Below are 12996 nucleotides of genomic sequence, written 5' to 3' on the forward strand. Positions count from 1 at the left end.
CAATAGTTCAAATCCCTCGTCTCGTTGAATGCTGGACGAGGGATTTTGTTTAGCTTCATTTTAGGCGGCCATCGCTTGATCGTTTGGTGCTTGGCGAACCTGTTCGGCGGCGCTGATCCAGCCTTCGATAGTGCTGGGTTTTTTATCTTTGCGCCCAAGGTAGCGTTGCACGGCGTTCCAATTGTTGCCGCCAACGACCGAGGCATAGCGGGCAAAGAAACGGCGTTCTGCTTCATTGGCATCAACTGGGCGGCCTGTGCGCTCAGGGCTGTTGCCAAACGCTTCGTCAAGCGCAAGCTCAGGGTAGAGCGTGCCTAGCTTGGCGGGATAATTTGCGCCCAATTTGAGGTGCAATGGCCGAGGTGGCTTGATAATTGGTCGCATCTGGCGTTGGTCGCCGTCGCGCTCAACCAAGATAATTGCATCGGCCTCGTAGGTGATGTGCTCATCGGCCAGCACGCGCAAGCCCACATCGGTGTGGTTGCGATCTTCGCTTTGTTCGCTATATTGTTTGGCCAAGTGGCCGATAATAATCACATGAAAGCCATGTTGTTTTAGCTCGGTGAGGCCAGTATAAATCGCTTGCAGGTTGCGATTGAACGACGCATATTCATCAAACTCAATTTGGGTTTTGCGATCGGTTTCTGCGCCAGCCCGTTGCTGGGCATGGGCGCGCATCGCTTGCAGCACTTTGGAAACAGAGTCGAGCACAACGGTATCGCCAGCCTTGCCAATGCGCAAAATCTCTTGCATGGCAGCTAAAATTTGTTGCAACGACAGCGTTTGAACTGCTTGGATCGCTTTGTGGACTCCAGGCTTGCCCAAAAGATTCTTGGCAGCGCCCTCGGTATCCAAAATCCAGACCGTGCCGTTGCGGCGGGTGCTGGCGGCTAAATGCGATTTCCCTGCGCCAGATTGGCCGGTTAATATAAATAAACTGCCTGTTTCAAGTTGTTCGAGCGACTGAAACATTGTGCTATTCCTTTCGTGAACTCGGTTACCCATAGCCATTGCTGGCCCGTATCCAATCAATATACATAAAAAATATAGAACAAATGTTTCAATGTGTCAAGCAGCAAAAAGCCACAGGTTTTATCCTGTGGCTCAATGAGTTGCTCCAATTAGCATGTTATGGTTGAATATCGCCGCTTTCGACGCGTTTTTTGGCTTCGCGGCGGGTGCGGCGGCCTTCGCGGCGTTCGGTAGCTGCTGGTTTCTCAAGCAGCTTCTCCTCTTGTTCGACTAAATCGGCTTGAGGATTCGGCGAATCGACCAGCTTGCCATGCAGGTATGATAGGATGATCCTTGCTACTGCCGCCATTGGAATTGATAAGAGGAGGCCCAAGCCGCCAGCTACTGCTCCCCCCGCCAAAATTGCAAAGATCACAAAGATCGGGTGCACATTGACAATGTGGCCGACCAAGTTGGGAATAATAAAGTGATCTTCGAATTGGCGCAGGGCAAAGTAGGTAATGACGATCACCAATGCCAGCAACCACGGCTCCCAGCCAAATGGGGTTGTGCCTTGGAACAAACCAACCAAGGCCGCGATTGCGGTAGCCAAGTATGGCCCGATGATTGGAATAATTTCCAACACCCCAGTTGCAATTGCGATGATCAAGGCATATTTGACTTGCAAAATCGAGAGCGCAATATAGCTCAACACCGACATAATGATGATCAGCAAAAACTGACCGCGAATATAGGCTGAGAGCACGCGATCGATCGAGCTAACCAATTGGCGAATTTCATCGCGATGGCGTTCGGGAATCAAGCGATAGAAATTATTGGGAATGGTTTCTGCTTGCAGCAGCAAATAGAACGTGACCACAAAATAGACTAAGGTTAAAATAAAACCTTCGGCAATCCCAAACAAAAACTTGGGTGCAGCACTTGGCAAATCTTTGGCAAAGGCAGCGATTGCGCCAGAGATTTCACGTTCAGCCTCGCGCAAATTAATAATTTCGACTCCACGAATCGTCAATGATTCATGTTTCTCGACATAATTACTTGCATCCTCAAGCCATTCGGGAATGGCCTTGGCAAGATCGTTAATTTGGGTCGTAATGATCGGGACGACATTACTGACCAGCAATGTTAACAGCGCAGACCCGATGATGTAGAGCACAATTACCCACCAAAAACGGGGGGTTTTGGTCCGCCGTTGCATCCATGTAACAACTGGATTAAAAATATAGGCTGTGATGATTGCCCAGATGAAGGGAATCATAATATGCCAGGCTTGGTTGACCAAGTACAGGCTAATAATAACAATCGAAAGGACTGTTACAAATTTTGCGCGCGGCGAGAAACGAATCGGGCTAGTAGGCTGAACGTACATAAAATCTCCTCCACATGGCCATAGCGTTATTGTTGACGCGAGCGACCAAGGGGAATATCGGCCTTGAGGTGGTCGGTAGCTTCGCCACGGGTCAAGGTTACTTCAATGGCCTCTGGGTTGGTTACTTCAACGTAACGCTCGATTACTGCAATGATCTCACGTTTCATCTCGTCCATATCGTGGGGCGAGAGATGAACCCGATCATGAACTAAAACCGTCAACAAACGCTCTTTGGCAACCGACGAGCTGGTCGGTTGCTTGCGACCAAAAAGATTATCTAAAAAACCCATAGATCCGCTCCATGTGGAAGATAAGGTTGGCTAGGTAGCGCCATTTTAGCGGCGTGTCCGAAACATACTGACCAATTGGGCCCATAAGCCTTGTTTTTCATCAAGCACAAGGAAGGGAATATCGTGGCCAAGTAAACGATTGGCGATATTATTATAGGCTTTTCCGGCCATTGAGTCGCGATCTAGCACCGCTACTTCGCCACGGTTGGTCGAGACCACAATACTCTCGTCGTCGGGCACAATCCCAATTAAGTCGATTGCCAAAATTTCTACCACATCGGGCGTATCCATCATGTCGCCGCGAGCAACCATGCGGGCCTTGATCCGATTGATAATGAGCTTTGGGTTGCTTTTTTCATACGCTTCGACCAAGCCAACAATTCGGTCGGCATCGCGGACTGCTGACATTTCAGGAGTTGTGACGATCAAAATGTGGTCTGCGGGTGCAATCGCATTTTTAAAGCCGCCCTCGATGCCTGCTGGCGAATCGATCAAGATAAAATCGAATTCGCGGCGCAGCTCGTTGCAGAGGGCAATCATATCATCAGGCGTTACCGCATCTTTATCGCGGGTTTGGGCTGCTGGCAACAAGAATAAATTATCAGGAAAGCGCTTGTCTTTAATCAGCGCTTGGCGTGTCCGACAGCGACCTTCGACCACATCGACTAAATCGTAGACGATGCGATTTTCGAGGCCCATTACAACATCGAGATTCCGCAAGCCAATATCTGCATCGATAGCAACAACGCGTTGGCCTTGCATGGCTAACGAGGTTGCGAGATTAGCGGTGGTGGTGGTTTTGCCAACCCCCCCTTTACCAGAGGTGATTGTAATTACTTGTGCCATACATGATCCTCAAAGGCCCACTAGCGGCGTGGGGCATCCCATGGTACTACTACAATGTTGTCGCCATCAAGGCTGGCTTGTTCAGGGCCAGTTGGGCGATGATTATCGGGTGTGCGGGCAAGGTTATCGGCAATCCGCAAGAGGGTTGGGCTCAATTCGAGCGCACAGACAATCGCTTGTTGATTGCCGCCAACTCCTGCATGGACGGAGCCGCGTAAGCGCCCCCAAATGATGATGCTGCCGTGCGCGCTAATTTCGGCCCCAGCATTAACATCGCCAACCACAACGACATGGCCTTGATGCTTAATTGCTTGGCCAGAACGCACGGTGCGCCATAAAAACAAGCCTTCGCCTTGCACGACGGGTGGAGGAGTAGACCGTAGGCTGTCGGGGTGGCGGGTTTCCACACCAGCTTGCCGACCAGTAGTTCGATTGGTTGGTGCGATGGTGATTAATGCAGCTGGCTCAATATCATGTTCGGCCATGATTGCCAAGATTGCCTGTAGCTCTACATCGGTGATCGACCGTTCGCCAACATCGATCAATAATTTTGCGCCATGATAAAACGATGATCCTTGGGCTAGCTGCTTGCGCAGGGCTTCAAGGACTTCTTCCCACGCTGCGGTGGGGTGTAAAATCAAGCGCAGCCCGTCACGGCTGCCTTTTAACGTGATGCGCTCTTCCATATCGCGCATTATACCGTCTCCGTCAAGAAAACGAAAATAAGAGCAAAGAGCAAAGAACATAGAGCATAGTAGCCGTAATTGATGCCTAATTTGGTAAAACCACAAGCACATGCTTGTCTATGTTCTATGCTCTATGTTCTTTGTTCTACTGAAGCCCCATGACTAAACCTGCATACTTTTCGGTCAAGACGTGCGCTTGATCTTCGTTGACTCCCTCGGCAATCACGTGAATAAATGGGCCATCAGGGTCGGGCAGAATCAGCACCCATTCTGGCCCAAGCTCAATCTTGATGCCGTCGATATTTTCTTGTGAGCGTTCAGCATATTGTTCGTTGAGAATCCGCATTACTTTGCCTTTGGATTCCCAACGACATGGCACTTTGTGGTTGGCCATGGCCGAGCGCGGCAACGAGCGCCGAATTTCCGAGAGTGGAATATTGGCCCGCGCCAACAATTCCATCAATTTTACAATGGCAAACAGACCATCGGCTACCGGAAAGAACGATGGGAAAATCAAGCTACCAGCGCCATCGCCCAAGACGCATAATTCGTTGCATTTGGCTGCTTGCTGCATCAGCGCGCCCAAGGCAGTTTTGGTGCGCTGAATCCGCCCGCCATAACGCTCGGCCAATTTATCGAACAGGCGCGGTGCGGTCACTGGCACGGCCACCGTACCGCCACTGTTGGCTTCCATCGTGAGTGCGGTCACTGCAGCCAGCAACTCAATATCGCTCAAACGATGGCCGGTATCATCGACCACATACATTCGTTCGCCACCAGAATCAAGCCGCACCCCAATATCGGCGTTCATCACGGGCACAATTGCTGCCAAGCGTTGCATGCCAGCATTGAATTGATCGGCGGTTTGGAACAAGCGATCTTCATCGATTTGGGCATTCAGCTCAACTAAATCAACATTCAAGCGTCGCATAATCGTGCCAAGAATTTGGGCCGCATTCGACGAAGCATAATCGATCACAATGCTCCACGGTTGTTCTAGCTCTGGCAAAATCTTGGGGTCGAGCGATTCCATAAATTTATCGATATAAACCGAGTTGTAATCGCTGTTTTCGGTGATCCTGCCAATTTCATCGAGATAAACGCGGCGATAATCTTCGCGGAAGTAGGTATTTTCGATCTTGCGCTCCATATCGCTGCCAAGATCTAGCCCGCGATGATCGAAGAATTTAATATCAACAACCCGATTATCGAATGGCGAAAGCCGCACATGCATGCCGCCAGCTGCTTTCAGGGCATAGGTCAAATAGCGCGCGGTTGGAATTGGCACCGAATGCAAATCAAGCACATCGATGCCCGCCGATGGAATGCCTGCAATCAAGCCGCGTTTGAGCATGCGCGGCGTGTAATGCGCATCGCGATTCATTGTAACCATGGTATTTTTGGGCAAAATTGCGCCATAGGCAGCGCCTAATTTCGCGCAAAATTCTGGCGTAAGGTCGATATTGACCAAGCCGGTAATGCCGTAGCGCCCAAATAAGACCCGCCGCCCTTGGGCACCCCAAATAATCGAAGCACTAACCGTCGCTCCTTCTTCGACTTCTTTCGAGGGCCAAATTTTGACGTTTGGCTGAATGACCGCGCCAGCGTTGATAATCGTGCTATCGGCGACAACCACGCCCTCGAAGAGCAACGAACGACTTTTGATGTTGCACTGCTTGCAGACAATCGCCCCGCGCAACTCGGCCCGCTCGCCAACATACGAATTGCGCCACATCACCGAGCGATCGATTGTGGCCCGCGAATCAATAATTGTGTAATCGCGGATGACCGATGGGCCGAAGACCATCGCTCCACCTTTGATTTTGACCCCGTGGCCAAAAAAGACTGGGCCATGAATTTGAGCATCGGGGGCAATTTCAACTTCGCCTTCGATCCAAACATTATCGCCGCGATCATGGCCTAGGCGCGGCAAATTGACCATGCCCATCAAATAATCCGAGCAAGCCCGCATATAGGCATCGATGGTGCCGACATCGGTCCAATAGCCCTCGGCAATATAGCCATAGAGCAATTCGCCGCGGCGCAACAAGGCTGGAAACAAATCTTTGGAAAAATCGAAGGCATCGCCCAACGGAATATCGTCGAGCACACTGGGATCGATTACATAAATGCCAGTGTTGACGGTATCGGAAAAAACCTCGCCCCAGCTGGGTTTTTCGAGAAATTGACGAATTCGGCCTGCATCATCGGTGATCACAACCCCATATTCAAGTGGGTTGGGCACGCGGGTCAGGGTAATGGTAGCTTTGGCATTCGAGCGTTTATGGGCCTCAATCAGCGCCGTCAGGTCGAAATCGGTCAAGGCATCGCCCGAAATCACGATGATAGGCTCGCTATCGTCGTCGATCAAGCGCGAGGCATATTTGACGGCTCCTGCTGTGCCAAGCGGCACTTCCTCGACCGAATACGAAATATCGACATCAAACGCCGAGCCATCGCCATAAAAATCTTGAATAATATTGGCGAGATACTGGACGGTAATAATAATATCGGTAATGCCGTGGCGTTTTAGCAGCTCAATAATATGCCCCATCACTGGTCGATCAACCAGGGGAACCATTGGTTTTGGCCGACTAATCGTGAGTGGACGGAGCCGAGAGCCTTCGCCCCCAGCCATTAAAACTGCTTTCATGGTCTGCAACCCTCGCAGTGTCAACAATGCAGCACTCAGCGCGGTGGCCAGCACGGGCATTCGAGGGCCGCGCCGTTGTTCAGTATACCAGAAGATACTGGCAGAATTTGAGTGCTTTGGGGCATTGCTGAACGGATGTAGCTGTGGTCAATGCCGATCAAGCCACGCTGATCAGTCGGCTTTTGGTTTGCATAAGTTGTGCCAGTAGTTGCACCCCAAAATAGCTAGGAATCCCTAGCAGCGGAGTTCGGCAATTAACGCTATCCAGCATGGCTGAATCGCGTATACTTTGGTTAATCCTAAAGCTTCTTAATAAACGTCGCCAAATTGCACAAACTCTAGCCGATTGCCAAACGGGTCGGCAGCGTAAAAGCGCCGCACATGGGGCAAGCTGCTATCTTCAACAATTGCAATTCCGGCGGCCTGCAACTCAGCGCGGGCCTGCGCAAGGTCGGCGACGCGAAAGGCAGGGTGTGCTTTGTGCGCTGGCCGAAAATCGGCCTCGACTCCAAGGTGGAGTTCGATATTGGAGCCGCGAAACCAGCAACCGCCTCGAGCTTGCAACGGCGCTGGCTTGGCAACTTCGTCAAGGCCAAGCAGGGTGCTATAAAACCAGCGCGCTTGGGCTTCTTGCGCGGCGGGCATTGCGAGTTGGATGTGGTCGAGTGCGATAAGTTGCATAACCGCTCCACTACAGAATGATTCTTTTGCTATGATACAGTGGATACAGCAAGAATCAATCTAGAAATAGCCTAGGACGTGCATAGATGTGCTCTATAGCTCGGTATATCCTATTGAACATAGGTAACGAATTGGCACAACCTAGCCTCTCAATGCTTGAGCACAATGGCGCTGTGCTGCTTAATCGTTGGTGGGGTAGCATCGTACCAAACATCTTGAGGAAACTGCTATGAGTTTTTATCCGACCTATGTTGAACGCCCACGTTTACTTCGCTTGACCCAACATGAGCCACGGGTAATCTTAATCATTGGTTTGCCCAGCAGTGGCAAGTCGACCGTATTAGAGGCACTTAAGCATTCCATCAATGCTCCCTATGCTATGCTGCGGCTTGCGTCAGCGCCCAACGATCCCCAGGCCATGCTGCACACAATTGGCCAGCAACTTGGCTTAACCAGCGAGCAGCAGCTGCCGCAACTTTTGGCTATTCGCCAGCCAACTTGGATTTTGATCGACGATCTTGACCAGCTTTTGGATGCTTGGGGCGCGTTTTTGCCTGAGTATGCATGGCTAACCGACTTGTTGGAAAATCCGGCGCTGCATGTCGTCGCCACGGCGCTTTCAATTCCACAGCATCCAATGATTCAACAATGGATCATTCGGCAGCAGCTGCTGGTGATTGGCGCGAAAGAGCTGGCATTCACCAGTGCTGAATTAATTGAATTGGCCCAAAAACGCCAACTCAGCCTAAGCCAAGCCCAAGCTGATCAGCTGATCGGCTTAACTGAGGGCTGGGTTGCCCCCTGTATTTTTGCGCTCAATCGCTCGGGCACGCTCCAGCCTTCATCGCTTGAATGGGTGATGCAAGATGTTATGGGGCGGCTGCCAGCGCAACTGCGCAATCTGCTCGAAGCATGGCTTTGGCTTGCCAGCGATTCGCTTGAGTTGCTGCAAAGCTTGTTGCCAAACGACGATTTAGCCCGTTTATTGCTTAGCTGGGAATCAGCAGGCTTGTTGTTTGAAGCCAACCTACGCTTGCAACCCTTGGCTGAGCTTGGTTTGCGCAAGCGCTCGAATGCTTTGGCTGACTATTTGACCCCGTTGTTTGAACAGGCTGGCGCATGGTATCTCGCGCAGCAGCAATTGCTGCCGTTTGTGCACCAGATGCAACGCTTGCAACGCTGGGATGTGATCAATCATACGCTGATCGAACAGTTCGACCTCGTTAACAACCAGCGCTTTTTTGGCGAGCTGGTCAATGCGTTGCAAACGGTTCCCGTGCAGCAGCTTGCGCCAAAAGTTGGCTGGTTGCTGGTGCGAAGTTATCATCTTGGGGCGCGCAATGCCGAAAAAGCCTTGATTTTGGTCAATCAACTTTTGGGCATTCATCAACAGCCAGATGACCAACGGATGTTGCGTTTGCTCAAGGCCGATATGTTGCGGGCACAAGGAGCGATTCGAGAAGCTGATAGCTTAATTCAGCCCTATTTGAACGATCCTAATTTAACAGATGACGACCATGCGCGGGTTTTGCGTACCCATGCAATTTATTTGGCCTCGTTGGGCCAAGATGATGCTGCAATTACCACCTTTGAGCGAGCCTACAACTATATTGAAGGCTCGGGTATTAACCGATTACTGGGCTTAATTTTGGGCGATTATGCCAATGCTGCGGCCCGCGCCGGACGTTATTCGTTGGCTGATCGGCTTTTGCGCCAAGCAACCTCATTATGGGACGAAATGGCTTCGCCTGCTGGCTTATCGCAAACGCTCAATTTGCGGGCGTTGGTGGCCTTACATCAAGGCCAAATTAGCGATGCAGCGCGCTATGCCCAAGAAGCCTACGACAACGGCATGCGTGCTGATAAGCGGGCGGCAAATGGTGCGTTGGTTACGCTTGGCGATGTGGCGCTGGCTGAGCGCGATTGGACGAGTGCAATTGGGCGCTATGGCTTGGCGCGTGAGCAATTACGCAATAGCAATATGGTCGATTATCATATTTTGACCTATGCCTTGGCCTTGGAATCGCAAGCAACCCGTCATGGCTCGCGCGATCAATTGCAGCGCTTGTTGCTTGAAATCGATACGACGACCGCCCAAAATCCGCTTGATCAGGCATGGTTGGCGGTGGCGCGCAGTGCCGCCAACTTAAGTCTCAAAATCGATGGCACGATTCCGCTCTTGCAACGAGCCTTGGCAGGGCTTGATAACGAAGGATCATTAGCCAAAGGCCTGCTGTATCTGTTATTGAGCGAGGCATTTTGGCTGCGCCACGAGCGAGGCGAGGCCCGCCAAGCGTGGAAAGCGCTTGATGAATTGATTATTGAGGGCCGCAGCGGCTTGCCGATTTTGCTTTCGGCGCTTACCAGCCATTTGCCAGACTTGGTGCAGGAAGCCTATACCGAATGGAATTCGCCCTTTGCAGCGCGGGTGTTGCACGATACGTTGTCTGCCCCGCAAGCCCCAACCTTGGTGGTGCGCTTGATGGGCCAGTTGCGGGTTGAAATTGATGGCAAATTACAACGCATCCCTCGCCAAGGGATTTTGCTGATCGCCTTATTGTTGTTGAACCCCAGCGGCATGACCTCCGAGGAACTACGCGAAAATCTTTGGGGAATTGATGGCAAGGCTGCTGGCTGGCGCAAAATGCTAGAACGCACACGCAAAGTTATTCCTGAATGCGTGGTCTATGATGGTTCGATCTATCGCTTGGGAATTCCCTTATCGCTGATTGATGCAGACATTTTAGTGATTAAGAATACCCATTTACAAGGCTCTGAAGCGACCCTGGAGCGCTTACAACTTGCCGCCGATTACGCCAGCCAAGGGTTTTTGCCTGGCTGTGATGCAGCGTGGATCGAACATGAGCGCCAAGTGTTGATTAAGCGTGGCTCGGAGTTATGGGTTGCAACGGGCATTCAAGCCTACGACCAACAATTGTTTGATCGTGCTCAACAGGCGTATGATCGGGCGCTTCAGCTTGAGCCATTAAATGCACGGGCAGTTGCGCTGGCCATGAACTTGGCCATCAAGCAAGAGCGCCGTACCGATGCGCTGAAGCTCTATGCAACATATCGCAACGCATTAGCTGATCAATATGGCATTGATCCATCTGCTGAATTGCAAGCGCTCGAACGCCGCGCCTTGGACTAATTGCTAAGGCGTTAGGGTTGGCGAAATCGGCTCGGTCGGGCTAATTGGCTCGGTCGGGCTGATTGGCTCGGTTACCGTTGGCGTGCTGACTGGCGTTGCTGCTGGCTCACTTGGTTGGGTTGGTTCGCTTGGGTTGGTTGGGCTAGCTGGCTCGTTGGTTGGAATGCTAATCGTGCTCAGCGTGACCTGAATAACGCTCAACGGTTTGGCGAGGGTTACGCCGCTTGGGAGATTAAGGCTTGGTTGAATACTATAGCTGCCAGCAGTTCGCCCAGCCAAATCAAGCACTAAGGCCAAATCGGTGAGATTTTGCAAATTTTGGGCATTGCCCCGCAGAGTTACCTCAAGTTGGCGTGGTTGGTAACTTAATTCTAAGCCAGCAGGCTGATTACGCGGCACTAACGGCAGCGTCAGCACAATTTCGGTGTTAATGGGCACAAAGCGCACAGTGGCAATTGTGCTATCTGCTGCTTGCGCATCACGCGGGGTAACCCCAATTGGGAAGCGCAATTTGATGGTTGCGGTGTAACTTTGGGTTGTATTCGGTAGGTTAAGCGGTTGGGTTTCAACAAATTCAACCTCAGTTAAACGCTGAGCGCTGCCAATTAATGTGACGAAAGCTGGTTCAAGCACCACATCGGCGCGATAGCCTGCTGGTGGCCCATTGAGGGTTGTGTAGATAATTGGCACCCGTTTGATGCCGCTGCTCGATAAAATGCGCACTTCAATATCTGCTAGCTCAGGGCTAACCGTCACGCCTTCAACATCGCGCCCAGCAATATCTACCGCCGTAATATTGCGCCGCGTGCGCAAATTGCTGGTTTGTGATGAAAGATCAAGCGTAATTTCGCCACCAACGACCTTATTCACTTGGCTAGCTGGCCCAGTAATTGTGACCTGCTTGATCATCTCGCCATTGACGCTGGCAATGGGCAAACTGGCCTCGTAGCTGGTTGGCGGCTGGCCTTCGGTAGTAATCGTTAGCGGCAGCGAGGCAGTAATAATTTGCTCGATTTGCACCAAGACTGTCGCAGGCTGAAAGCTTTGAAAATCGAGATCGGAGCGGCTAGGAATGCTGCGCGCTTGCACAGCAACTTCATGCGAGCCAGGCTCCAAGCCAGCAACATTAATAAATGGCTGTACATTTTGCTTGGTAATCCGGGTAATCGTATCTTGCGGACCAGAAACATTCAAGTTGACCACAGCATCGGGCACAGGAATTGGCCTGCCTTCGCCATCGACCAAAGTTAAGGAACTGTTCAGGCCTTCGGCACGAATTGGCAAATTGGTAAATGGCGTAACTTGTTGCGGATTTTCGGTGAAACTGACGAAAACCCAGATGATGCTGGCCAACACTGCGGCCACGAAGGCGCGTAATGGGCTGCCTGCAAGCTTATTCATGCCTCTTCCTCCTCGCTTAGTTCGACGCGCAATAAGCCAGCTAGCAATTTCCGTAAGCGGCCTTCGGTTAAATGACGCACCATGCGGCCATCGTGGGTAATCGAAATACTGCCAGTCTCTTCTGAAACGATCACCGAAATTGCGTCGGATTGTTCGCTGATGCCCAAGGCGGCGCGGTGGCGCGTGCCATAGCGGGTGCTGCCAACCACGTTTTCGCTCAGCGGCAACACACAGTTGGCGGCCAAAATTCGGTTGCGCCGAAACAGCACCGCCATATCGTGGAGCGGCGCGTTGGGAAAGAAAATATTCACCAACAAGGGCACCGAAATGCGCGAATCGACTATCACGCCTCGGTCGGCATATTCTTGCAAGCCCGTGTCGCGCTCAATCACCATCAATGCGCCAATGCCTTGTTGAGATAATTGCTTGGCTGCGCGCGAAATCGTGTTGATCATCTCCTCTACTTCTGAGCGATTGGTGCTGCCAAAGCGATTAAACCATTCGCCAGTGCGGCCTAATGATTCTAAAGCGCGGCGTAATTCAGGTTGGAATAAAATTGGAATTGCCACAAAAAGGGCAGGGCTGAGGGCTTCGCGAATGATCCAGCGCAAGGTGGTGAGCGGTAAGGTCGAGCCTGCAAGCAGGGCAACCACCACCAAAATCCCAACCCCACGTAACAATTGTACCGCCCGTGTGCCTCGGATGACCCCGAGCAGCCAAAAAATCAAGGCAGCAACAAGCAGAATATCGAGTACAGCTAAGAAAGAAACACGTTCCCAAATCTGCTGGAAGCTTGGCACGATCATACCCTCGAAACTGCCAGCCTCCCACTCGTGCTGGACATCGCGCCTGTACCTTACACCGATCAGGCTATCTATGCAAGTTTTAATCTTCGCGGCTCATACCACCAACAAGCCGCTTAGCCAAGGCCCTAGCTGGCTCGCTGC

At 51.6% G+C, this 12996-nt stretch carries 10 protein-coding genes; 1 reads left to right on the plus strand and 9 read right to left on the minus strand.

What is annotated here, in order from left to right; translation table 11 throughout:
* Positions 1 to 60: 60 nt before the first annotated feature.
* The 7 genes from SE18_RS13540 to SE18_RS13570 form a co-directional block, all read right to left on the minus strand.
* Positions 61 to 972, minus strand: a complete 912-nt coding sequence (locus SE18_RS13540; RefSeq protein ID WP_054535001.1) for an AAA family ATPase — start codon at positions 970 to 972, stop codon at positions 61 to 63.
* A gap of 157 nt (positions 973 to 1129) precedes the next feature.
* Positions 1130 to 2341: an AI-2E family transporter gene (locus SE18_RS13545; protein ID WP_054535002.1), complete on the minus strand. Its 1212-nt coding sequence runs from the start codon at positions 2339 to 2341 to the stop codon at positions 1130 to 1132.
* A gap of 26 nt (positions 2342 to 2367) precedes the next feature.
* The gene (minE, locus tag SE18_RS13550) at positions 2368 to 2631 is read right to left on the minus strand and encodes a cell division topological specificity factor MinE (protein WP_054535003.1); all 264 of its coding nucleotides are present in this window, start codon (positions 2629 to 2631) and stop codon (positions 2368 to 2370) included.
* A gap of 45 nt (positions 2632 to 2676) precedes the next feature.
* The gene (gene minD / locus SE18_RS13555; RefSeq protein ID WP_054535004.1) at positions 2677 to 3477 is read right to left on the minus strand and encodes a septum site-determining protein MinD; all 801 of its coding nucleotides are present in this window, start codon (positions 3475 to 3477) and stop codon (positions 2677 to 2679) included.
* Between the two features lie 20 nt (positions 3478 to 3497).
* Positions 3498 to 4172, minus strand: coding sequence for a septum site-determining protein MinC (minC, locus tag SE18_RS13560; protein ID WP_054535005.1), 675 nt, complete (start codon positions 4170 to 4172; stop codon positions 3498 to 3500).
* Between the two features lie 136 nt (positions 4173 to 4308).
* A complete protein-coding gene (locus tag SE18_RS13565; protein WP_054535006.1) occupies positions 4309 to 6816 on the minus strand; it encodes a mannose-1-phosphate guanyltransferase in 2508 nt (835 codons plus the stop codon).
* Between the two features lie 309 nt (positions 6817 to 7125).
* Complete coding sequence (locus SE18_RS13570) at positions 7126 to 7497, minus strand: VOC family protein (RefSeq protein ID WP_054535007.1); 372 nt, start codon at positions 7495 to 7497, stop codon at positions 7126 to 7128.
* A 229-nt stretch (positions 7498 to 7726) separates the two neighbouring features.
* Here SE18_RS13570 and SE18_RS13575 point away from each other — a divergent pair, with 229 nt between their 5' ends.
* The gene (locus SE18_RS13575) at positions 7727 to 10648 is read left to right on the plus strand and encodes a BTAD domain-containing putative transcriptional regulator (RefSeq protein WP_054535008.1); all 2922 of its coding nucleotides are present in this window, start codon (positions 7727 to 7729) and stop codon (positions 10646 to 10648) included.
* A 3-nt stretch (positions 10649 to 10651) separates the two neighbouring features.
* Here SE18_RS13575 and SE18_RS13580 read toward each other — a convergent pair whose 3' ends face one another.
* Both SE18_RS13580 and cdaA read right to left on the minus strand, forming a co-directional pair.
* On the minus strand, positions 10652 to 12049 hold the full coding sequence (locus tag SE18_RS13580; protein ID WP_054535009.1) for a CdaR family protein: 1398 nt from the start codon (positions 12047 to 12049) through the stop codon (positions 10652 to 10654).
* Positions 12046 to 12849, minus strand: a complete 804-nt coding sequence (gene cdaA, locus SE18_RS13585; RefSeq protein WP_110516443.1) for a diadenylate cyclase CdaA — start codon at positions 12847 to 12849, stop codon at positions 12046 to 12048. Before cdaA ends, SE18_RS13580 begins: the two co-directional genes overlap by 4 nt.
* Between the last annotated feature and the right edge of the window lie 147 nt (positions 12850 to 12996).

The organism is Herpetosiphon geysericola, assembly GCF_001306135.1.
In the GTDB taxonomy this organism is placed as follows: Bacteria; Chloroflexota; Chloroflexia; order Chloroflexales; family Herpetosiphonaceae; genus Herpetosiphon; species Herpetosiphon geysericola.

Bases quoted from the DNA above. Each gene is read 5' to 3' on its own strand.
- SE18_RS13540 (WP_054535001.1), bottom strand. From the start codon at position 972: ATGTTTCAGTCGCTCGAACAACTTGAAACAGGCAGTTTATTTATATTA.
- SE18_RS13545 (WP_054535002.1), bottom strand. From the start codon at position 2,341: ATGTACGTTCAGCCTACTAGCCCGATTCGTTTCTCGCCGCGCGCAAAA.
- SE18_RS13565 (WP_054535006.1), bottom strand. From the start codon at position 6,816: ATGAAAGCAGTTTTAATGGCTGGGGGCGAAGGCTCTCGGCTCCGTCCA.
- SE18_RS13580 (WP_054535009.1), bottom strand. From the start codon at position 12,049: ATGAATAAGCTTGCAGGCAGCCCATTACGCGCCTTCGTGGCCGCAGTG.
- SE18_RS13575 (WP_054535008.1), top strand. From the start codon at position 7,727: ATGAGTTTTTATCCGACCTATGTTGAACGCCCACGTTTACTTCGCTTG.
- minE (WP_054535003.1), bottom strand. From the start codon at position 2,631: ATGGGTTTTTTAGATAATCTTTTTGGTCGCAAGCAACCGACCAGCTCG.
- SE18_RS13570 (WP_054535007.1), bottom strand. From the start codon at position 7,497: ATGCAACTTATCGCACTCGACCACATCCAACTCGCAATGCCCGCCGCG.
- minD (WP_054535004.1), bottom strand. From the start codon at position 3,477: ATGGCACAAGTAATTACAATCACCTCTGGTAAAGGGGGGGTTGGCAAA.
- minC (WP_054535005.1), bottom strand. From the start codon at position 4,172: ATGCGCGATATGGAAGAGCGCATCACGTTAAAAGGCAGCCGTGACGGG.